Raw genomic sequence first — 22,284 nt, forward strand, 5'->3', positions numbered from 1 at the left:
GAGGTCTGTTATATCAAAATGTTGTTAACAACATTTTGATATAACAGACCTCTATGTGAATAAATGTATTATAGTTAAATAGCTTGATAAATAATATAATCAATAAAGTATAGTTTAGCGATATAGTGACAAAATCACCTTTTTATTAAATAAATTATAAGTTGAAAATCTATTAAAAATTTCAAGAGTTATAAGATAAAGCTATTTTAGAGCGGTGTATAAAAATTTTATCAGTTTCTAAAATAGCTTTTAATTTTATCATATAAAAAATAATTCAAATTTAATATATAAGAGTTTTTAATTTATATTATGCCTAAAAATATTCAATTAATATAATTTTTACTAATTAGTCTATTATTTTTTATTAAAAAATTAATAATAAAGGTCATTTTTTAGGGGGAATGTAAATATAAATTATAAAAAAGGGGGAATGGTGTGTATGGTCATTAAATATTAATATAGTAATAAGGTTGAATGAATAAGTGAGATAATTAGATTTAATATTTTGTAATGGTAATATATTTATGATATAAATTGATAACTGCAGTAAAAAAATGGGTTTTTATTCTAAATTAAGATTTGATTTTATATGAAATAGGAACTAGAGATATATTTAATGTCAATATGGTAGCAAATAAATATAGAGAGGGTATTAAGGTGTCTATGGAAGAAGTAAGGGTTGATTTAGATGAATTTTTGGAAAAGGTAAGAAATATACAATTATTAAATATTCAAATAGTAACAAAATTAAATGAAATAAAAGAAGAAATAAATTCATTAGATTTTAGTAGTCAAAATCATAGCTCAATTGAAGTAAAAAGGAACTTTAATAAGTTAGAATCTAGGTTTGAAAATTATAAAAATATGATAGGTTCTTATGGAATTTTATTAGATGATATGGGTAAGTTTTATTAAAGGTATGAATAGAGGATAAATAATCAATAGGGCATAACTCTTGATTCAAGTAGATTTCAATGAAGTAGTTAATTTGAAAGTTAAAATAAATATTTGAATTAATTAATAAAGTAAGATAAAAGAATATAAGTGATATTATTAAGGGGCGCAATTATATACAGAATTAAGTTTTATATAAATAATTAGTGGGGCAAATTTTATATAAATGTATTTTAATATTTAAATTATATATTAGTACTTAATTATAGCGATCGTTTATAGTGTTTTAAGTTATAAGAAGTATAAAATATGGGGCAAATTTTATGGTAGGGAAATGAAATTGAAGTCACTGTTGCATCTATGGAAAGCAGGTATATAAGGGTTATATGATACTTATGGGATTGTGTAGCCTATGGGGTTTGGTAGACTGTAGCAAAAATGAATCAGTTAAAGAGTGCTTTAATTAGTATTTGATTTAATTATTAATCTAATATTTAATGATCATATTAAATAATGGACCTGATATTTTTAATCAGGTCTATTATTTTTAGAGAATATTAGGATAGTTTTATTAATTTATAATTGCATTATTTAATTGATAAATTGGTCTTAGAATAACATAGGGTATGGAGAAAATGAAAAAATATAACATTAAATTTTAAAACTATTAGTTTGTATTATGTGTGAAAAAAGTATATAATAATTAAGTTAAAATGATAAAACTGTCAATAATATAGTTATTGTTATTTATTGCTTTGATGGTTATTCTTAAATATACTTTGATAGTTAATATTAAAGGTATTAAGAAAAAGTTTAATTTTAAAACAAAAGAAATTTAATTTAAATTTATATATAAATAATTTTAGGAGGACATAAAATTGGCTGATTACATAAATGAGATAAAAAAGAGAAGAACCTTTGCAATTATTTCTCACCCTGATGCTGGTAAAACAACATTAACAGAAAAGTTCCTATTATACGGAGGAGCAATTAGACTTGCAGGTTCAGTAAAAGCAAGAAAAGCATCAACGCATGCTGTTTCTGACTGGATGGAAATAGAAAAGCAAAGAGGTATTTCTGTTACTTCATCAGTAATGCAATTTAACTATTCAGGACACTGCATAAACATTCTAGATACTCCTGGGCACCAAGACTTCTCAGAAGATACATATAGAACTCTTATGGCTGCTGACTCTGCTGTAATGGTAGTTGACGCTGCTAAAGGGGTGGAAGATCAAACAAGAAAGTTATTCCACGTTTGTTCATTAAGAGAAATGCCAATATTCACATTCATCAATAAGATGGATAGAGAAGCTCAAGATCCATTCCAACTATTAGAAGATATTGAAGCTGAGCTTGGAATTAAAACTTATCCAATGAATTGGCCAATTGGTTCAGGTAAAGACTTTAAAGGTGTTTATGATAGACAAAATCAAAGAATCATAGCATTCAATGGTGGAAATCACGGTTCTACAGAAGTTGAAGCTATTGAAGGTTCTGTTGATGATGCAAAATTCAGAGAAATATTAGGTGAAGCACTTCATGATAAATTAATGGAAGATATTGAACTTCTTGATATTGCTGGTGATGAACTTGATATGGAAAAGGTTAGAGTTGGGGAATTAACTCCTGTATTCTTCGGATCAGCTTTAACTAACTTTGGTGTTGAACCATTCTTAGAGCACTTCTTAGAAATGACTACATCACCACTTGCTAGAAACTCAAATATTGGAGAAATTGATCCATTTGAAGATAAATTCTCTGCTTTCGTATTTAAGATTCAAGCAAATATGAACAAGGCTCATAGAGATAGAATTGCATTCATGAGAATTTGTTCTGGTAAATTCACTAAGGGTGAAGAAGTATTCCACATGCAAGGTGGAAAGAAATTAAAGCTTGCTCAACCTCAACAATTCATGGCTGAAAACAGAGAAATTGTTGAAGAAGCATATGCTGGAGATATTATCGGGGTATTTGATCCAGGTATATTCTCAATTGGAGACACTTTATGTTCACCAAGCAAAAAGTTCAAGTTTGAAGGAATTCCAACATTCGCACCAGAACATTTTGCTAGAGTTAGACCAGTTGACACTATGAAGAGAAAACAATTCGTAAAGGGTGTTACTCAAATAGCTCAAGAAGGGGCAATCCAAGTATTTAAAGAAAACCATGTTGGTATGGAAGAAATAATAGTTGGGGTTGTAGGTGTACTTCAATTTGAAGTTCTTGAATACAGACTTAAGAATGAATACAATGTTGATATCAAGATGGATAGACTTGCATTTAGATATGTAAGATGGATTGAAAGCTATGATGGAGATGTTGATAGATTAAACTTAACTTCTGATGCTAAGAGAGTTAAAGACTTTAAGGATAGAGACCTTATTATATTCCAAAATGACTGGGGAATTAATTGGGCCTTAGACCACAATAAGGGATTAATTCTTTCAGGCGTTGGTAAGAGTGATGAATAAATAAAATATTAAATTATAAATAGAACAAATTGTATTTAAAATACAGTTTGTTCTTTTTTTATTATTTAGAAAATTATAAGGCTTTTGTATTAGTAAAGTTTGTGATATCAACGATTCTGAAGTTAGTCAACTGTAAACCTGATACCAGTAAATTAGTATGTATAATCAGCTTCATCCTTACTAATTTATAAAATAGCAAAGTTAATAAAGTAAGTTATTTTAAACAAATAATTAAATATAATAATTACAATAATATGGAAAATATACAAAATATATGGTAAAATGTGTAAAAGTGATAATATCAATAAAAATGAAAGGGATATTTTATTGAGAGTTGCTAGTAATAATTTAGCTATTGAATAAATAAGCTTAATATGTAGGGCAAAATTAGCCAAAAAATTATTTGTTTAAACTAAAGGGGAGAAGAGGTATGAGGAAACTAGGTATGGGAAAAAATAAAGTTTTTAATAAGTGTGTAGTAACAGTTTTTACATTATTTATAATTATTGCAACAATATCTACATCAGTTAAGGCAGAAGTGAGAAATAATAATATAGTAATACCTAAAACTGGTGATGATGGGTTAGGATTAGTGATTGGAGTATTAATATTATCTGGAGCAGCATTATTAGTTGCGGTTAATAAGCAAAAGGTTGAAAGTAGGGAGTAAATTTATAAAGTATATTTAAGCAATTTATAAGTTAACATGATAAAATAAAAGTATAAAACATAAATTGTAAAAAAGGAAAATATATGAGAAAAATAATTAACATTATATTAGTAGTTATTATTATAGGATGCTTAAGTATTATTGGTTATAAGTATTATAACTATAGTAAAGATAATAAGTTAAATTCAGAAATACAGGATCTTCAACCGGTAATTAATGAAGAAGGTTTAGGAAATACTGATTCAGATGATGCAGGTAATAATTCTAGTGAGGAGAATGATGGACAAGACAGTAGTTATGTAAGTAATAGTGCAAATGAAGATGAATTAAAATCAATAAATAGTGATTATAAAATGTGGATACAAATTGAAAATACAAATATAAATTATCCAGTTGTACAAGGGTCAGATAATGATTATTATTTAAAGCATAATTTTAGAAAAGAATCTAATATTTCAGGAACGATTTTTGTAGAAAGTGCAAATGATATTGATAATGATAAAAATATTATTTTGTATGGACATAATATGAGAAATGGAACTATGTTTAATAATATTACTTCTTATAAAGAGGAAAGTTTTTTTGAGGCTGATAATAGGATTAACATAATAATGAATAATAAAGTATATGAATATGAGGTTTTTTCTGTTTATGCAAAGAATGTGAATGAAATTGATTTAGCTATTGGATTTGCAAATACAGATGAATTTATTAATTATGCATATAATGAGGCTGAGCAATCTCTTTATAAAAAAGATGTTAATTTTAGTGAAAATGATAATCTTTTAACTCTAGTAACGTGTAGTTATGAGTTTACTGATGCACGAACTATTGTGGTTGCTAGAAGGTGTGATTAGGACATATAGGTCTGTTATACCAAAATGTTGTTGGATGATGCTATATGAAGAACTGGTATACAAAAATATTGTTGGAGATTGTATGAAGCGCTATTATAGCAAAATGTTGTTGGTTATAGGAGGCAGGATTGTTATATAAAAGTGTTATTAGTAATAGAAGTAGGTATGTTATGGTAAAGTGTTTTGTAAGAGCATATGATTCTGTTATACCAAAATGTTGTTAACAACATTTTAATATAACAGAATCATATATGGTTATAAAATATAATTGATTCACCTAATGAAAGTAATTATTTTATCTATATCTCAACATAGAGTTAACAGGTAGTAAGCTTATTTAAAAAGAAATATAATATTTGATAAGTCATAACAGTATTTTAATTTTAAATAATAACTTTAAGAAAAAAATTAAAATTACTATTTGAAAGTGTTCATAACTTAAAATAACATAGAACAACTTATAAATAGTAAATAATAAACAATGAACAATAAATAATAAACAATAAATAGTAAATAATAAATCAACAATTCCAAAGATGCGCAGGTGAGATAATCTGGGCATTTTTTTATAATAAATTTGCTTTGTTATCTCATCAGATTTCAAATAAATATCTATTTTAGAAGGTAGTGATAGTAATTTATCTTTATTGCTATTATATTTATCAATACATTTCTTTATTGAATCTACAGTTCTAGCACTAAAGTATTCGCTGAGTTTTTCATAGATTAATTCTAAATATTTATCATCATCGTTTATTGAAACATAAGATAGTTTTTTAGATATGGACTCTAAAGATGATAATACATTTTCATCAAATCGATAAAGAGTAGTAGGTTTTTTAAAACTCTCATATAAATAACTATAGTCAAACTTGGTAAATTGGTAAGTTAATGAATGAGTATATTAATGAATGGGTAAATTGATAGTTAATGTAGGGGGAAATCGGTAAATTAAAAAGTCGATAAATTAGTGAATCAATATGAAACAAATTTGAAAATAAAAAATATTTTTAATGAGATAAAAAGTATATATTTTCATATAAGGCCAACAATAATATTAGGAATTATGATAGTGTAAAGCTTCGTATGAAAAATATCCTATGACTAATTTTTAATAATAGCTAAAAATAACTTTAACGGAGGTGTACTAATGAAAAGAATTAAGGGGAATTTATTGATTATCATTATTATGCTACTTATATTGACTATAAATTTGGTAGGTACTGTTTATGCAGAGCCTTTAACAAGAAGTGATGGGTCAATTAGGGTTGAAAATGTAGCAGGTGGTCAATCTTATAAAAGTTCAAGATTAAAATTGCAAAAATTAAATTATATTAATGGAAATAGTGAAATAAATAGTGTTGATTTTCAAGATGGTAAGGCTGTAGCTGTATTTGCTGAAGAAAATAACTTGGAAAATAACTTGGAAAATGATCTTAACAATAACCTTAAGTATGAAAAAACTAGCTTATCAAAAGACATTAATTTAGTAGAGGATAGTAATTTATTAGAAGATAACATTGAACCTTTATTAGTGGAAGATAGCATTGAACCTTTAAATGATAATATTTCTTCTAGTAATAGGGTAGAGGATATATCAACTGTACCAAATAAAATGGTAATTAATACTGGCAGCAAGGTGCTTGGAAACATTGGGTATGAAGATTTTTATTTAATAGCACACAAGATTACTACAGAAGTAGGACCAGCATATTGTTTAGAGGTTGAAAAGGAATATCCAAGTGGCGAAAGGTTTGAATTTCAGGGAACACCAGAAAAGAATATAATTGGAATGATGGCAGCTGGATATCCTAATAAAAGTGCAGAAGAACTAGGCGCGGTTTCAGATGATGCAGCATATTTTGCAACACAAATGGCAATTTGGTGTGTTACTGAAGGGTATGCACCAAAGAAGTTTAAGAGTAGTGATAAAAATATGCTACAAACTATTAAAAATATATATGAAGAAGGAATGCAATATAATGGAGAAGATGTAGGGCATATTGCAATGGAATATTATTATAGTGATGGGGTACAAAGAATAGTTGCATATGTTTTAAATAGGGAAGAAGTTACTCCACCATCTGAAGAAATACCAGTTAAGCCAGGTGAAACAGATGATTCTTCAGGAGATTTTGAAGAATGGCCAGATATTCCAGATGATGAGGAAATAATAGAAACTCCTAGTGAAGTGGAAAGTGAAAAAGTAGTTGTTCCCGGGTTGGGTTAACTTTAAAGTTTGAGGAGAAAAAGACCTCCTAAGCAAAAAGCAAACAGTAAGATTAAAAGTTTTTACTGTTTGCTTTTATAATATTTACTTATATATTCTATTTTTTGTATATAGTTTGTTTTTGGTAAAGAATAAATCTTATTGTAAAAGGGTATATTCACGTAAGTTTTCCAATTGTCGTTATCATCTTAAAGAACAAACTGTATTCTTTTGGATTAAATTATTAAACTTGGATGCAGTTTTTAGAGAATTATTTCAAAAGAATAGTAAGTGGGATATAATATAGTTATTATTTTAAAGAAAATATAAAATGGAATTTATGTAAAGGCGGGAAGGGAATAGGCAATGATAGATATACATTCACATATAATAAATGAAATTGATGATGGGTCAAAAAACTTAGAAATGACTATAGCTATGTTAAAAAAGGCACAATTAACAGGAACTAAATCAATAGTAGCAACTCCACATTTTATGAGAGGAAGATTTGATGTAGAATACCCAGAAATTTTAGAAAGAGTAGAAGATTTAAGAAATATAGCAAAAAAAAATAATATAGATATAAATATATATGCAGGTCAAGAAGTATACTACAGTAGTTATCTTATAGAATACTTTAATGATAAATGTATTGGGACAATAAATGGATCAAGGTATATGCTTATTGAACTTCCAATGCTTGAGTTTAATTTAGATGAAGTTATTAATACTATTTATGAACTTCAAATAAGAAAAATAGTGCCAATAATTGCACATCCAGAAAGGTACAATCAATTTATTAAAAAGCCTTCAATGATTAATGCTCTTATTAAAGAAGGAATGTTATTTCAATTAAATGCTGGAAGTATTACTGGTAGTTTTGGTAAAGCTGTTAAAAAAACTGCTCAAAAGTTTTTAGAACATAATGTTTATAGCTTTATTGGATCTGATGCACATAGGGATAGGGGAAGAGATACAGATATGAGCGAAGCCCTTAAACTTTTAGAGAGGTCTCAAAAAAGAGCTTTCATTAGCAATGCAAGTGCTATGATTGATGATGAAGAAGTATTATTTAGAGGAACTGCCGTTAAGGAAAAGAAGTTCTTAGGGATTTTTTAAGGTTGCATATTTTAAGGAGATATAAGTTTAATTTTAATAGTTTTAAGTTATATAAATTAAGCGTCATAGTTTTTGATATATAATTGATAGAAGCAGAATTTTATATGCAATATAAGATAAAGCAATGAAATCAATTTAAGAAGAATATAATAAATGTAATGTGAAACATATATCATATAGCAATAAAGTATATATAAGTTTTTAATATATAAATATCTACATTATATAGATAGTTTTATCTATCATATTAATGTAGATATTTTTTTATTTAAGATTAACTCTATGATATCAATGTAGATATTTTTTTATTTAAGATTAACTCTATCATATTAATGTAGATATTTTTTTTATTTAAGATTAACCTTGCTTAGAAAACATTTTTTTAATAACAATTCTATTTACTAAGCTTTATTTTTAGTTTTGATAATAGTGATATCAATTCTCTTCTTTTCTTATGGTAATTTAAATTGTTTTTAGTGCAATATTTATAAAGGTTTGAGTTTTCAGTGAGATAAGCTACTTTTATAAGAAAATATTCTTCTGGAGTTAGTGAGTTAAGTAAATTTTTTAGAGTAGTATGTTGCATAGTTTCAATTATGTGATTTTCTAAATTATAATCATCAGGTAATAGGGATTGGATATCATTATTTTCATCGACTTCAATATTAAGGCTAGATTCGCTTTGATATTTTATATTAGCACGAGCTAAGTTTCTATAAGTATTTTTAATTGAATTTATTATATAGCAGTCAATAAATCTTTCACCGTGAGACAAATCATATTTTTTTATTCCTTTAATTACTGCTATAGTTCCTACTTGAATTAAGTCTTCACTTTCATAGTTTTTCAATACATAAGATATTGAGTATTTTATCATAAGTGGTTTATATTTATTAATTAAGAAAAGTATGGCTTCAGTGTCCTTATTTTTAGCATCTAAAATTATATCAATTAATTTTTTGGATTTAGATTTAATTGTATTATTAGAATCATTCAAAAAGTATCACCCCATTCTTATATTTAATATATTGCAGAACATTTGTTCTGGAATATATGTTCATTATACTACATGGTTTCCAGTATTTATATAAAAGATTTATATTTAATATCTACAAAGTAATTTAAATGTTGCTAAATTGTTAAAATTTTAAAAAAATTACTGCAAATTAAGACAAGTTAAAAAACATATAAAATATAGAAATAAGCAGAAAGTAATATTAAATATTTAGTAAAAAAATAATTAATATAAGGCAAAAAAAGGTGTGAGCAATAAAAAAGTTATAAAATATTGAAAAAATAAAAGATACGTTTACATTTTCCGACATAATAAGGGAAACTACATTTTTTTATAGCAAATTTTATGATATAATGTCAATTGTAAAAGAAATATTAAGATAATATTAAGAAGTTTGACAAGAAATATTAAGTATAATAAAAGATTTATAGTAAATAAAAAAATAAAAATAATGGTTATGGTTGTATTAAGTTTTATTTTAATTAGTAATTTATATACAACCTTTTTGTATGTTGCAATAATATATGCAAATACAGAGTTGTATTAGATTTAGTATTAAATTGTAATTATATATCACGATATATACTTAGCGTATAGTTAAATAAATAATTTTTAATTATATTAAACACATTAATTATTGGAAAGTGAAAGTTAATATAAGGGGACCATAAGATGAATACTTTAATAAATAGTTGTAAATATGTAGTTAATGAAAATATTCAAAATATATATAGAATTTTTTGTATAGTTAAATATGAAATCTTAGCCGAAAATAGAGATTCAAAGTTTGGTATGTTATGGAGTGTTTTAGATCCATTGATTCAAATTTTCGCATATTGGTTTGCATTTGGAATTGGAATAAGAGGTGGTAAGCCTGTTAATGGGGTTGAATATATAAATTGGATGTTAGTAGGACTTACTCCATGGTTCTTTTTAAGTGCAGCAATACGAAAGGGGACAAGTTCCATACATAAAAAAATTAATATAATTACTAAGATGAAATTTCCAATAAGTATTTTACCAACAACTGTAGTATTTAAGGAGTTATTTAATCATGTAATAATGCTTGCTGTAATTATAATTTTTATATCAATTAATGGAGTTACATTAAATTTAAATAGTTTATCTTTAATATACTATATTTTTTGTGCAGTAGTTTTTTCAATTTCTTTAACAATGGTTACTTCTGTGGCTAACATGTTTACAAGGGATGTAGGTAAGGCTGTAAATTCGTCAATGAGGTTATTGATGTTTATTACACCGATATTATGGACTATGGACAAATTACCTAAATGGGCAGTAACAGTTATGAAATGTAATCCACTGTTTTATATTACAGAAGGGTATAGAAACAGTTTGCTTTTTAATAAAAGTATATTTTTATATTCAAAGAGAATGTTAGTGTTTTGGATAATAGTAATATTTTTATTTTCAATTGGAAGTTTATTAATGTACAAGTTTAAACATAAGTTTATAGATTTAATATAAATGGAGTAAATAAAATGGAAGAAAATTGTGTTGTAGAGTTTAAAGATGTTTGTAAAATATATGATTTAAAAAGAAAAAAGAATAAGAATAATAATGGTATTGGGAATGAAGGCAAACAAAAATTTTATGCTTTAAAAAATATAAGCTTTTCTATAAATAGTGGAGAAATAGTTGGTATATTGGGGAGTAATGGTTCTGGTAAATCAACTTTATCAGCAATGATTGCTGGAATATCAAGTCCAACATCTGGGGTAGTGAATATAAAAGGAGAACAATCTTTAATTGCAATAAATACAGGGTTAAATAATCAATTAACAGGTTTAGAAAATATAAAAGTTAAGGGGGCTCTACTTGGATTATCTAAGTCAAAAATTGATGAAATAACACAAGGCGTTATTGATTTCGCAGAATTAGGGGATTTCCTTTATCAGCCAGTAAAAAGTTATTCAAGTGGTATGAAATCAAGATTGGGGTTTGCAATATCAATAAGTTTAAATCCAGACATAATAATTATTGATGAAGCTTTATCTGTTGGAGATAGCGGATTTGCTGCTAAATGTATAAAAAAGATGGAGGAATTCAAAAACTCAGGTAAGACTATATTTTTTGTTAGTCATTCTTTAAAGCAAGTTAAGAGCTTTTGTAATAAAGCACTTTGGATTGAGGGGGGAGAGCTTAAAAAATATGGTGAAATAGAAGAAGTAGCAAAGGAATATCATACTTATATTGAAGAAATTAAAAGAAAAAGTAATGAAGAAAAGAAAGCCTTTACTGAGGCAATATTTAAAAAAAGATTAGTCAAAGAAGATGAGAAAAAAACATTAAAAGATAGAATTAAATTTAAAAATATAAGTAAAAATAATGTTTTAACTACTTTATATTCTAGGTTAAGAGGAATATTAAAAAAATATACAGCTATCATTACAACAATGATAATAACAATTAGCTGTTTAAGTATAATTGGGATTGCAATGATTAATAATGATAAGCCAAATACACCAATAGTTCAGGAAGATAATGAGTCTAAAGAATTACTTGTAAATAAAGAAGAAATAATAAAAAATTTCAATTATCTATTTTTAATACAAGGGGAAGAAATAGATGAGTACAAGAATCAATATAGAAGTTATTTAAACGAGCAGAGTGGAAAAACAATTTTTGCAATTATTAATATTGAAGGAGATAGTGAAGGAAAGGTAAGTATAACTAATATTCCAATTTCTCTTCAGTTTTATTATGAAAGTCTAATGTTAGTAGATGAGATAAGGTTTTGCAATGTGTTAGATTCAGAGATTAACCTTAATAATATTGAAAAAAATGTATTAGGAAAAGATGTTGATGAAATATTTATTTTAGAATCTGAAAAATTAATAGAGTTTGCTAGAAATTTAGGAGTGAATTTAGATATTAATAATAATGATTTTATTTGGGCTATAGAAGATAAAAACTATTTAGTGAATCATGGGGTTATTAGCGAAGATAATACAAATAATTTTAAAGAAGTATCAAATGAAATAATAAATAGAATTATTAGATTAACAAGTGAAGATAAAAATAGATATCTAGGAGAGTTGTTAAAAAATAATTTTGAAAAAATGCAAGATTTCTTAGGGGATACGGAAAATTATCATAATGAGAATATAGATATTAGCTTCAGTGATATTACAACAGAAAAGTTAGTTTTAGAAAATCTAATTACAAATGATGAAATTAATTTGATACCAGAGAGTGCTTTATTGAAAAGAGAGATTGTAGTATCAACAAGAGAGTGTATAAATGGAAATATATATTATAAAGCTATGATTGATGAAATAAATAATGCAAAAGAAGAAAGCTATGGTGATTCAGATGTGAATAGCAATAATGATAATTACAATACTAGCAACAATGGACAATCATCAAGGAACAATGAGCAACCTTCCATACAACAACGTCCAAATACTAATTCAGGGGTAACAAATACTCCAAGTTCACCAAGTAATTCAGATACAACAGAAAAGCCTAGTACTCCAGAAGTGCCAAGTGATCCTGGAATACCAAGTGAGCCAGAAACACCGAGTGAGCCAGAAACACCAAGTGAACCTGAGAGACCAAGTGAACCTGAAGTTCTAACCGATCCTGAAAACACAACTGAGTCTGAGACAGAATATAGTACTGAAATGTATATTGAATGATTAAGAGAGAGTAGTGTATTTATTAATTAGTATATTAGAAAAATAGATATTAATTGATAGAAGGGAGCATAAAAATGAAAAAAGTTATTACATATGGAACATTTGATTTATTTCATGTTGGGCATTTAAATATTTTGAAAAGAGCAAAAGAATTAGGGGATTATTTAGTTGTTGCTGTATCAAGTGATAAGTTTAATAGAAAAAAAGGAAAAGAAGCATATCATTCTATAGAGGATAGAGTAAGAATATTGAGTGCTATAAAATATGTAGATGAAGTTATTATAGAAGAGTCATGGGATCAAAAAGCTTATGATATAAAAGAACATGATATTGATGTGTTTGTTATGGGTGATGATTGGAGTGGAAAGTTTGATGATTTAAGTGAGTACTGTAAAGTAATTTATTTGCCAAGAACTGAGGGGATTTCTACAACAAAAATAAAAAAAGATTTAAACAATTAGGAGAGTTTAATAATGGAAAATAAAAAAAAAAATGAAATGAAAGAGAAGAAAAGGGGATTTTATATAAGAAATTTAGAGATAGAAAACAATAAATTATATTTTCAAGCAAATATTAATCTAAAAAACTATAGAAATGTTAGATTTTATTTAAAAAATAGAAAAAGTAAAGTTGTACATAGATTAATTGATGAGGTTAGTATATCTGATAAAGTAATAATTGATTTTAATAAATTATGTATTTCGTTCTTTGAAGAAAAAGGGATTTGGGATTTGTTTCTTGATGTAGGAAATGAAAATATGATGTATAAAGGTATCATTAGATATAATGAGAAATATCATGAATTGGGTAAAAAAGAGTTTCTAGAAAATATTTATGAAGATAATGATATGGCTGGATGTATATATATAACTGCTAAAAATGAGATCTCTTTATATGTTAATACTATAAATTCTGTATTAAACAATAAGTATAGCTATGAAATTTCAGTAGATAAGATAGCAATAAAATCATCAAAATATATTATTAATGGTAGTTTAGAGTTTGATGTAAAAGAAAATATATTAATTAATTATGCTGTATTAAAATTAAGGAATAAAACAAAAAAAGCAACGGAATTAATACTACCTGTATCAGTAAAATATAAGAAAAATGGAAATATTAAATATTCCATAAATTTTGATACTGATAATTTTAAATATGATCAATTTTATTGGGATTTATATTTAAATGTTCAAATCAATGACAAATTTATGAGAATAAATGTAAAAAATCCATCAAATAGAGTTATTAATTACATTGATAACAATACAATTAAATTTACAAAGAACTTTGAAGGTAATAATATATTATACCCATATATTAGTGCGAAAAATACAATATGTTTTGGATATAGACAAAGAGGAAAATATGAAAGCAGACAGTATAAGATCAAAGAAAAAATTGCTAGAATAATATATAAAATGTTTAAATTTTATCTTGATAAACAACATATATGGATTATTACTGAAAAGTTTGCTCAAACAGCACAAGATAATTCGTTTTATTTCTTTAAATACTGTTTTGAAAATCAACATAAAAAGAAAGTTTACTACATAATAGATAAGGATTCTATAGAGTATGAAAAGTTATCAAAATATAAAGGTAGATTATTAGATTTTATGAGTATTAAACATTTAGTAATACTTATGGCATCAGAATTAATAATATCATCAGAATCGAGAATTCATGCCAATGCATGGAGGGTACAAATAGGACATGCAATGAGAAGTTTGATGAATAAGAAAGCAGTATTTTTACAACATGGAGTAACAGCATTAAAGAGAGTTGAAGGAACTTATAAAAAAGGTAATACTGGAGGGGCAGATTTATTTGTTGTTACATCAGATTATGAAAGAGAAATAATTAAAAAATATTTTAATTATAATGACAAAGAAATTATAAATACAGGATTTGCAAGATGGGATGTATTAAAAGATAAATCAGGAGAAATATCAGAAAAACAAATATTACTAATGCCTACATGGAGAAATTGGCTTGATGAAGTTAGTGAAGAGCAATTTGAAAATTCGGATTATTTCAAGAGCTATATGAGTATTATTAACTCTAAAGAATTAAATAAAATATTAAGAGATAATAATATTATTATAAATTATTATGTACATCCAAAATTTCAATATTATTTAGATAAATTTAATACTAAATTTGATAGAATAAAAGTAATTACTCCAGGAGAATATCAAGTAAATGATTTATTAATGGAATCATCGTTATTAATAACTGATTATTCAAGTGTATCGTGGGAAATGTATCATCAAAATAAGCCAACATTATTTTATCATTTTGATGTTGAGGATTATAAGAAATATCAAGGGAGTTTCTTAGATTTAGATAATGAATTGTTCGGGGAATGTGCAAAGAATCCAGAGGAATTAATAGAAAGTATAAAAGGATATATTCAATCTGAATTTAAATTGCCACAAAAATATGAAGATATGAGAAGTAAATATTTTTCCTTTGTAGATTCTAAAAATTGTGAGAGAATTTATAATGCAATTATAGAAAATGAAGAAAATTTATTTAATGGTAAAAGTAATAAAAAAATAATATTAAGTAAAATAAGAAAAAATAAAATTGTAAAAAAAATTCTTAAAAATAAAAAGATAAAATCTTTAGTAAGAAAAATAAAAAGAAAATTAATAACATAGTATTAAAAAATAGTTTTAAATAAAAAAATATATAGAATGAATTTTTTTTATTGGCCATGTTTTAAAGAATATTTCGTATTGAGTATAAGATTGGTAGACTATTAATGACATTCTTTTAGATAGAGGACTACTGTTAAAAAAGACTTTCTTAAATATGGCTAATAACTTTTAAAATAGAGAAATAATGAGATTTGTTGTTACTATATAAATGTAAAATAAATATTTTGTTTTTATATAATATTTTTTCAATTATATGTATTTAAGCAATTCATTTATGATTATTAAAATAAAGATAGCGATGATGAATTTAAACTTTAAATATATTGTTAATTAGATAAGGGGATATAGAGTGAGTATAAGATCTAAAATGAAAAAAATTTTTCTTGTAACTGTAAAGTATGCTTATAATATATTTTATAAATATATACCTGTTGATGAGAGAACTATTATGTTTATAGCATATCATGGGAGAGGATATTTGTGTAACCCAAAATATTTGCATAAATATATGATTAATGATAGTAAATATAGTGATTATAAATTTATATGGGCCGTAAAGAAAGTAGATAATGTAAATATATCAAATGCAAAAGTTATTAAATATAATGGGCTTATATATTATTATTATTTAGCTAGAAGTAAATACTGGATAATAAACTGCAAGATGCCTAAACATGTATTGAAAAAAGAAGAGCAAATTTATCTTCAAACTTGGCATGGAACACCATTAAAAAGGTTAGCTCATGATATAGAAATTGGTGAAGGAGCATCATTTTATAGAACAAAAGTTTCTAAGAGAGAAATGACTAATTCATATGATAGTGATGTTAGAAAGTATGATTATTTTATATCACCAAATAAATTTTCAACAGAAAAATTTAAAAGTGCATTTAAAGTTAATGAAAATATAATACTTGAAAGTGGATATCCAAGAAATGATTTTTTATCTAATATTAAAGAAGATGAAATTAATAGATTAAAAATAAAATATAATATCCCATTAGATAAAAAAGTAATATTATATGCACCGACTTGGAGAGATAATTCATATAACATGAAAGGTTATGTTTTTGAACTTAATGTAGATTTTAATTTATGGAAAAAAGATTTAGGAAAAGAATATGTCGTTATATTTAAACCACATTATTTAATTGTTAATAAAGAAAGTAATGAAAGTTTAGAAGGCTTTTTATATTTGATAAATCAAGATGAGGATATTAATGAGTTATATGTTATTAGTGATATATTGGTAACAGATTATTCAAGTGTATTTTTTGATTATGCTATATTAGAAAGACCTATATATTTTTATATGTATGATTTAAAAGAATATGAAGAAAATTTAAGAGGTTTTTATCTAAATATATATAAAGATTTGCCAGGAAAAATAATTACTGAAGAAAAACAATTGTTGGAAATGTTAAAGCAAAATGAACTATATGTTGAATCAAATAAACAAATAATTAAAGATTTCAATAAAATATATAACAATTTGCAAGATGGGCAGTGTAGTAAGAGAGTAATTGAAAGTATCATAGGATGATTTGAATAGAGGGCATATAATAATGAAGAGAATTATAGTTTATATTATACTAGCTTTTATAAATAAAATGTTATTTTGGTGTAAAATAAAAGAAAATAAAATTACGTTTATATCTTATAAAAGTAATAAACTTGAAAAGGACTTTAAATTAATTTCTAAAAAATTAGAAAAAGAAAATAAATATAATTTAGTTTATATATTAATAAAATATGAAAATAACTTTGGTGGGAATATTGCATACTTATTTAATTGTATTAAGCAAATATATCATATTAATACATCAAAGGTTGTTATTTTAGATTATAATAACTTTGTAGTATCTCATTTTAAGAAAAAAGAAGTTAAGGTAATACAAGTATGGCATGCTAGTGGTGCTATTAAAAAATTTGGAAATGATATAGAAAGAGAATATCCAATAAAAAATTATGATTACGTCATAAGTACTTCTAGTTTTTGGAAGGGTATATACAGTACAGCATTCAATGTATCAAAAGATAATGTATTACCATTAGGTATTCCGAGAACTGATAGTTTATTTAATAAAAAAAGATTAGAAAAATATAAAAAAAGTATACTTGAAAAATATCCCGAAATAAAAAATAAAAAGGTAGTATTATATGCTCCAACATTTAGGGGAGATCCAATAAAGAATGTAGAATATCAAGAAATTAATTTAAAGTATATAAAAGATAAGTTAGGTGAAGATTATATATTAATTTATAAGCTGCATCCTTGGCTAGAAAAAGTAAGTATAGTAGATGAAGATGGAATAATAAATGGAAATAAAGAAGGAATAAGAAAATTATTTTCAGTTACAGATTATTTGATATGTGATTATTCAGCTATTATTTTTGATTTTTCTATACTAGGAAAACCAATGATTTTTTATACGCCAGATTTAGAAAAATATAAAAAAGACAGAGGTATATATGAAGACTATGAAAAAATTATGCCAGGTCCTATATGTATGAATGAATATGAAATTGTTAATGAAATAAAGAAAAACAAAAATTATAATTATGAAATAAAAAAATTTAAAGATAAATATTTTGAGCATCAAGATGGAAAGTCAACAGAAAGAGTTGCAGAATTTATTAAGGAATTACTTTAAGCATATATAAATATTGTGAATTTTATGGTAAAAGAATAGAATGGGACTAGCAATAGGCATTTAATTTACTAATATAGGTGTTGACAATATTAAAAAAATAATACCTTTAAGATTACATTTAGAATAAGTAAGAAAAAAATTTAAATATTTATAATATTAAAAATTATAGGAAAAATTTATGGAAGTTTTTATATAGTTAAGAGATGAATATAAATAGTTCTATATATTTATAATATCCTAAATTAGCAAAGCTGATTTAGGATATTTTTTTTATTTATTACCAATTAATATCACCAACAATTAACTATAAAGATGGAAAATTAATTTAAAAATGAAAATACAAATCAATCATTCCTAAAAGATACACCGCTTTTATACAAAAATATAAAAAATATAAAAAATAGAATTAAATGTAATGAATAATCAAAAATTACTTTTGAAACTTTTAAATTTTTAAAAAAATTTTAAAAAAAATAAAACAAATTACGACAAATGGAAACTGCTTTTTTATAAATAAAGTGAAAGTAAAAATATATGTTAAAGAAAAAAGTGAATTAAATTAAAAACTGGAAAAAATTTTAAAAAAAATTGTACAAATTACAACAAAAAAATAATATTATACGTTTACATCGACTTGTTTTATAATGAAATGAGGAATTTTTCCTGTGGAAAATTCTATGCTATAATATCGATGAAAGTAAGGAAAAGTTATATAGAAACAAATAGGGGGATAAATGGTAACTGTTGTAGATTATTTAGATGAGATAAAAAGGAAATGGAAGAATATTATCTTAGTTATTTTATGTTTCTTATTAATTGGAGGTATATATACTACTTTTTTTACAAAACAAGAATATGAAGCTAAGGTTAAAGTTTTTATTGGTAAACAAAGATTTATAAATGTTGCAGGAACTTATGATAATGAAGAAATTACTTTATATCAAAGGCTGATTACTACCTATTCTGAAATTGCTAAGAGTAAAAAACTTATTAGCAAATCTATTAATGATTCTAAAGTTAATTACTTAAGTGATAGAGATGGAAAGATAACATATTCATCTGTTATAAGTAATTTCACTGTTAATCCTATAACAGATACTCAAATTATTGAACTTAAATATAGTAGTTTAAATCCACAGCAAAGCTATGATTTACTTTATTCGATGACAGAAAATATAATTGCGTATTCTAAGGAATTATATCCAACTGTTAATATCAAAGTTGTAGAGCAAGTTCATGTTGATTATAGTGATTTAATTAGTAAAAAGATTATGATTGTGGGAGCTGCATTAATATTAGGATTATTAACAGGTATAGGCATAGTAATTACATTAATGTATTTTGATAATACTTTTAAAAATAAAAGAGTCTTAGAAGAGGAAATAGGAATTTCTGTTATTGGAGTTATTCCTGATTTTGAAGGCTAAATAATAATTAATAATAAATATAAAAATCAATTGTGATAAGTGAAGGTGAACCGTGGCAACAAAGCTTTAAGTAACAACTTGCCACTTATCACTTATTATTTGTCACTTGCAAAAGGGAGTGTAGATTAAATGAATGAAATGGAAGAACAAGTAATTAGTCTTTCAGAAATTTTTGATGCTTTAAAAAAGCGTTGGATTATGATAGTAGCAATTACTTTAACAGCTACTATAGTATCGGGAATTATAACATTCTTTGTTATCGATCCGGTATATGAAACAAGCACTAAGGTGTTTGTTGGTAAAGAAGAAAATGATGAAGTAGCATATAGCACTAATGATATTCAAATGTATCAAAAGTTATTACAAACATATGCTCAAACTATTAAAACTAGAGATTTAGTTTCAAAAGCAATATCATCATTATCTTATGACTTAGAAGCAAGCAGTGTTGTTGGAGCATTAACTGTAAATCCTGTAGCAGATACTCAAATTCTTGAAATTAAATATCAAAGTAAAGATCCAAAAGAAGCTAAAGATGTTTTAAAGAGTGTAACAGATGAATTTATAGTAACAGCTAAAGAATTGGTTGCTAATGGAAATGTAAGAGTTATTGAAGAAGTTGAACTTCCAGAAAATCCAGTAAGTCCAAATAAAAAGATGAATATTGCAATAGCATTTTTATTAGGCCTTATGGTAAGTTTAGGGATAGTTTTCTTACTTGAATATTTAGATAATACATATAAAAATAAAGATCAACTTGAAAGAGAATTAGACATACCAGTAATTGGAGTAATTCCAGATGTTGATTTAGTATAGGAGGAAAGAGATGTTTGTAGTTGAAAAAAATCCAAAGTCAGTGGCAGCAGAAGCTTATAGAACTTTAAAGACTAATATCCAATATTCTTCTGTTGATAAAAAGTATAAAAGTATAGCAGTAACTAGCGCAAACCCAGGGGAAGGTAAGTCTATTACTGCTGGTAATTTAGCTTTAACTTTAGCAGAAGGAGAAGCAAAGGTTCTTATTATTGATTGTGATATGAGAAAGCCTTCTATGCATAAAAATTTTAAAATAACTAACACATATGGTATTTCTGATATCTTACTTCAAAAACAAAAGGTTAAGGATGTAGCTCATTGTTATAATAAAAATCTTAGTATTATAACAACTGGAAAGTTGCCACCTAACCCAGCAGAAATGTTAGCATCTAAAGCAATGACTTTATTTTTAGAAGAAATGAAAGAGCATTTTGATTATGTAATTTTAGATACACCACCACTTCAAGCAGTAGCAGATCCACAGATTTTATCTACTAAGGTTGATGGAACTTTAGTTGTTGTAAGAGCAGGAAAAACTAAGAAGGATGATGTTAATAATTCAATTTCTTTATTAAAGAAGGTCAATGCAGATATTATAGGAACAGTTCTTCATGCTGTTGATAAGAGTAAGAACAAATATAACTACTATTATGGGGAAGATAAATAGAATTCTTGGGGTTAGAATTCGTTATATCCAAAGGGAATCTAGTATAGAGGAGTATAAATTGTTATCACCCATCTAAATAGGCGGAAGTGTTATAATGGCTAGCTATCAGATAAATAACACTTTACAAATTATAATATTTTAGGGGTTTATATATATAAGTAAAAAATAATGAAGCGGGGGGACATGAGTGAAAGGGCTTGAATTTGAATTTGAGAATAAGGAAGAGATCAAAGAAGGCTTTAGCTTTTATGAATTTTGTAAAAGGGGAATAGATATTCTAGGAGCAGGAAGTGGAATTGTCTTATTAAGTCCAGTTATTGCTGTAGTAGCATGTGCTGTTAAGTTTACTTCTAAAGGACCTGTATTTTTCTCTCAAAAAAGAGTTGGTAAAAATGGTGAATTATTTGATATGTACAAGTTTAGGTCCATGGTTGTAAATGCTGAAGAGCTTAAGGAAAAACTAGCACATCAAAATGAAATGTCTGGACCTATGTTTAAGATGAAAGATGATCCTAGAGTAACTAAGGTTGGGAAGTTTATTAGAAAAACATCACTTGATGAACTTCCTCAGCTTTGGAATGTTCTTAAAGGTGATATGAGTTTGGTAGGACCAAGGCCAAGCTTACCTAAGGAAGTGGCTCAATTTGAAAAGTGGATGTATAAGAGATTGAGTGTAAAGCCAGGACTTACTTGCTTTTGGCAGGTTAGTGGAAGGAATAATATCGACTTTGAAGATTGGATGAAGCTTGATATTAAATATGTTGATGAGAGAAATCTTTGGATTGATATTAAGCTTATATTTAAGACGGTACTTGTGTTGTTTGGGGATAAAAATGCTCATTAGTGACATTAAATAAATAGTAATTAACAAATGTAGGAAGTACGGAAAATTAAGACTTTAAGCAGAGACTGATGGAGTCTTTTGGATAAGTTTCGAGTTTTTAACCCATAAAACTACAAATATAGAAAAAAATAAAATAGAAAAATAAAGGTAAATAATGATTAAAATATACAAAATTTATAAAAAGGGGAATGGTAAATGAAAGGTATTATTTTAGCTGGTGGATCAGGAACTCGTCTTTATCCAGTAACAAAAGCAATGTCAAAACAAATGGTGCCAATATATGATAAACCAATGATTTATTATCCAATGT

Annotated in this window: 18 protein-coding genes; 17 read left to right on the top strand and 1 reads right to left on the bottom strand. The window is 25.5% G+C overall.

What is annotated here, in order from left to right; all coding sequences use genetic code 11:
* Window positions 1-657: 657 nt before the first annotated feature.
* The 6 genes from I4V63_RS14405 (at window position 658) to I4V63_RS14430 (ending at window position 8,223) form a co-directional block, all read left to right on the top strand.
* On the top strand, window positions 658-915 hold the full coding sequence (locus tag I4V63_RS14405) for a WXG100 family type VII secretion target (protein WP_196001926.1): 258 nt from the start codon (window positions 658-660) through the stop codon (window positions 913-915).
* Between the two features lie 857 nt (window positions 916-1,772).
* Window positions 1,773-3,368, top strand: a complete 1,596-nt coding sequence (locus tag I4V63_RS14410) for a peptide chain release factor 3 (RefSeq protein WP_196001927.1) — start codon at window positions 1,773-1,775, stop codon at window positions 3,366-3,368.
* Between the two features lie 430 nt (window positions 3,369-3,798).
* Complete coding sequence (locus I4V63_RS14415; protein WP_196001928.1) at window positions 3,799-4,038, top strand: LPXTG cell wall anchor domain-containing protein; 240 nt, start codon at window positions 3,799-3,801, stop codon at window positions 4,036-4,038.
* An 83-nt stretch (window positions 4,039-4,121) separates the two neighbouring features.
* Window positions 4,122-4,895, top strand: coding sequence for a class B sortase (gene srtB / locus I4V63_RS14420; protein ID WP_196001929.1), 774 nt, complete (start codon window positions 4,122-4,124; stop codon window positions 4,893-4,895).
* Between the two features lie 1,150 nt (window positions 4,896-6,045).
* Window positions 6,046-7,125 (top strand): thioester domain-containing protein, encoded by a 1,080-nt coding sequence (locus I4V63_RS14425; RefSeq protein ID WP_196001930.1) that lies wholly within the window; start codon window positions 6,046-6,048, stop codon window positions 7,123-7,125.
* A 345-nt stretch (window positions 7,126-7,470) separates the two neighbouring features.
* A complete protein-coding gene (locus tag I4V63_RS14430; RefSeq protein ID WP_196001931.1) occupies window positions 7,471-8,223 on the top strand; it encodes a CpsB/CapC family capsule biosynthesis tyrosine phosphatase in 753 nt (250 codons plus the stop codon).
* A 394-nt stretch (window positions 8,224-8,617) separates the two neighbouring features.
* Here I4V63_RS14430 and I4V63_RS14435 read toward each other — a convergent pair whose 3' ends face one another.
* Complete coding sequence (locus I4V63_RS14435) at window positions 8,618-9,220, bottom strand: sigma-70 family RNA polymerase sigma factor (RefSeq protein ID WP_196001932.1); 603 nt, start codon at window positions 9,218-9,220, stop codon at window positions 8,618-8,620.
* A gap of 690 nt (window positions 9,221-9,910) precedes the next feature.
* Between I4V63_RS14435 and I4V63_RS14440 the strand changes: the two genes are divergently transcribed.
* The 11 genes from I4V63_RS14440 to I4V63_RS14490 form a co-directional block, all read left to right on the top strand.
* Complete coding sequence (locus tag I4V63_RS14440) at window positions 9,911-10,726, top strand: ABC transporter permease (RefSeq protein ID WP_196001933.1); 816 nt, start codon at window positions 9,911-9,913, stop codon at window positions 10,724-10,726.
* 14 nt (window positions 10,727-10,740) lie between these two features.
* Window positions 10,741-12,900 (top strand): ATP-binding cassette domain-containing protein, encoded by a 2,160-nt coding sequence (locus I4V63_RS15965; protein ID WP_207746574.1) that lies wholly within the window; start codon window positions 10,741-10,743, stop codon window positions 12,898-12,900.
* Window positions 12,901-12,974: 74 nt separating this feature from the next.
* Entirely contained in the window at window positions 12,975-13,361 is a 387-nt protein-coding gene (gene tagD / locus I4V63_RS14450) for a glycerol-3-phosphate cytidylyltransferase (protein ID WP_196001934.1), read from the top strand.
* 12 nt (window positions 13,362-13,373) lie between these two features.
* Window positions 13,374-15,566 carry a CDP-glycerol glycerophosphotransferase family protein gene (locus I4V63_RS14455; RefSeq protein ID WP_196001935.1) on the top strand — a complete coding sequence of 731 codons (2,193 nt, stop codon included), beginning with the start codon at window positions 13,374-13,376 and terminating at the stop codon, window positions 15,564-15,566.
* 349 nt (window positions 15,567-15,915) lie between these two features.
* Complete coding sequence (locus I4V63_RS14460) at window positions 15,916-17,109, top strand: CDP-glycerol glycerophosphotransferase family protein (protein ID WP_207746575.1); 1,194 nt, start codon at window positions 15,916-15,918, stop codon at window positions 17,107-17,109.
* Window positions 17,110-17,131: 22 nt separating this feature from the next.
* Window positions 17,132-18,220, top strand: a complete 1,089-nt coding sequence (locus I4V63_RS14465) for a CDP-glycerol glycerophosphotransferase family protein (RefSeq protein WP_196001936.1) — start codon at window positions 17,132-17,134, stop codon at window positions 18,218-18,220.
* A gap of 734 nt (window positions 18,221-18,954) precedes the next feature.
* Window positions 18,955-19,647 (top strand): Wzz/FepE/Etk N-terminal domain-containing protein, encoded by a 693-nt coding sequence (locus I4V63_RS14470; RefSeq protein WP_196001937.1) that lies wholly within the window; start codon window positions 18,955-18,957, stop codon window positions 19,645-19,647.
* A gap of 138 nt (window positions 19,648-19,785) precedes the next feature.
* A complete protein-coding gene (locus I4V63_RS14475) occupies window positions 19,786-20,463 on the top strand; it encodes a Wzz/FepE/Etk N-terminal domain-containing protein (RefSeq protein ID WP_196001941.1) in 678 nt (225 codons plus the stop codon).
* Between the two features lie 10 nt (window positions 20,464-20,473).
* Window positions 20,474-21,130 carry a CpsD/CapB family tyrosine-protein kinase gene (locus tag I4V63_RS14480; RefSeq protein WP_196001938.1) on the top strand — a complete coding sequence of 219 codons (657 nt, stop codon included), beginning with the start codon at window positions 20,474-20,476 and terminating at the stop codon, window positions 21,128-21,130.
* A gap of 187 nt (window positions 21,131-21,317) precedes the next feature.
* Window positions 21,318-21,974 carry a sugar transferase gene (locus I4V63_RS14485; RefSeq protein WP_196001939.1) on the top strand — a complete coding sequence of 219 codons (657 nt, stop codon included), beginning with the start codon at window positions 21,318-21,320 and terminating at the stop codon, window positions 21,972-21,974.
* A 195-nt stretch (window positions 21,975-22,169) separates the two neighbouring features.
* Window positions 22,170-22,284: sugar phosphate nucleotidyltransferase (locus I4V63_RS14490; RefSeq protein ID WP_243280519.1), on the top strand; the 115-nt coding region annotated here is incomplete at its 3' end.

The sequence above is a fragment of the Clostridium sp. 1001271B_151109_B4 genome, from assembly GCF_015670405.1.
Lineage (GTDB): Bacteria > Bacillota > Clostridia > Clostridiales > Clostridiaceae > Clostridium.

Coding starts and splice junctions, on each gene's coding strand:
- I4V63_RS14415 (WP_196001928.1), top strand. CDS start 3,799: ATGAGGAAACTAGGTATGGGAAAAAATAAAGTTTTTAATAAGTGTGTA.
- srtB (WP_196001929.1), top strand. CDS start 4,122: ATGAGAAAAATAATTAACATTATATTAGTAGTTATTATTATAGGATGC.
- I4V63_RS14425 (WP_196001930.1), top strand. CDS start 6,046: ATGAAAAGAATTAAGGGGAATTTATTGATTATCATTATTATGCTACTT.
- I4V63_RS14430 (WP_196001931.1), top strand. CDS start 7,471: ATGATAGATATACATTCACATATAATAAATGAAATTGATGATGGGTCA.
- I4V63_RS14440 (WP_196001933.1), top strand. CDS start 9,911: ATGAATACTTTAATAAATAGTTGTAAATATGTAGTTAATGAAAATATT.
- I4V63_RS15965 (WP_207746574.1), top strand. CDS start 10,741: ATGGAAGAAAATTGTGTTGTAGAGTTTAAAGATGTTTGTAAAATATAT.
- tagD (WP_196001934.1), top strand. CDS start 12,975: ATGAAAAAAGTTATTACATATGGAACATTTGATTTATTTCATGTTGGG.
- I4V63_RS14455 (WP_196001935.1), top strand. CDS start 13,374: ATGGAAAATAAAAAAAAAAATGAAATGAAAGAGAAGAAAAGGGGATTT.
- I4V63_RS14465 (WP_196001936.1), top strand. CDS start 17,132: ATGAAGAGAATTATAGTTTATATTATACTAGCTTTTATAAATAAAATG.
- I4V63_RS14470 (WP_196001937.1), top strand. CDS start 18,955: ATGGTAACTGTTGTAGATTATTTAGATGAGATAAAAAGGAAATGGAAG.
- I4V63_RS14475 (WP_196001941.1), top strand. CDS start 19,786: ATGGAAGAACAAGTAATTAGTCTTTCAGAAATTTTTGATGCTTTAAAA.
- I4V63_RS14480 (WP_196001938.1), top strand. CDS start 20,474: ATGTTTGTAGTTGAAAAAAATCCAAAGTCAGTGGCAGCAGAAGCTTAT.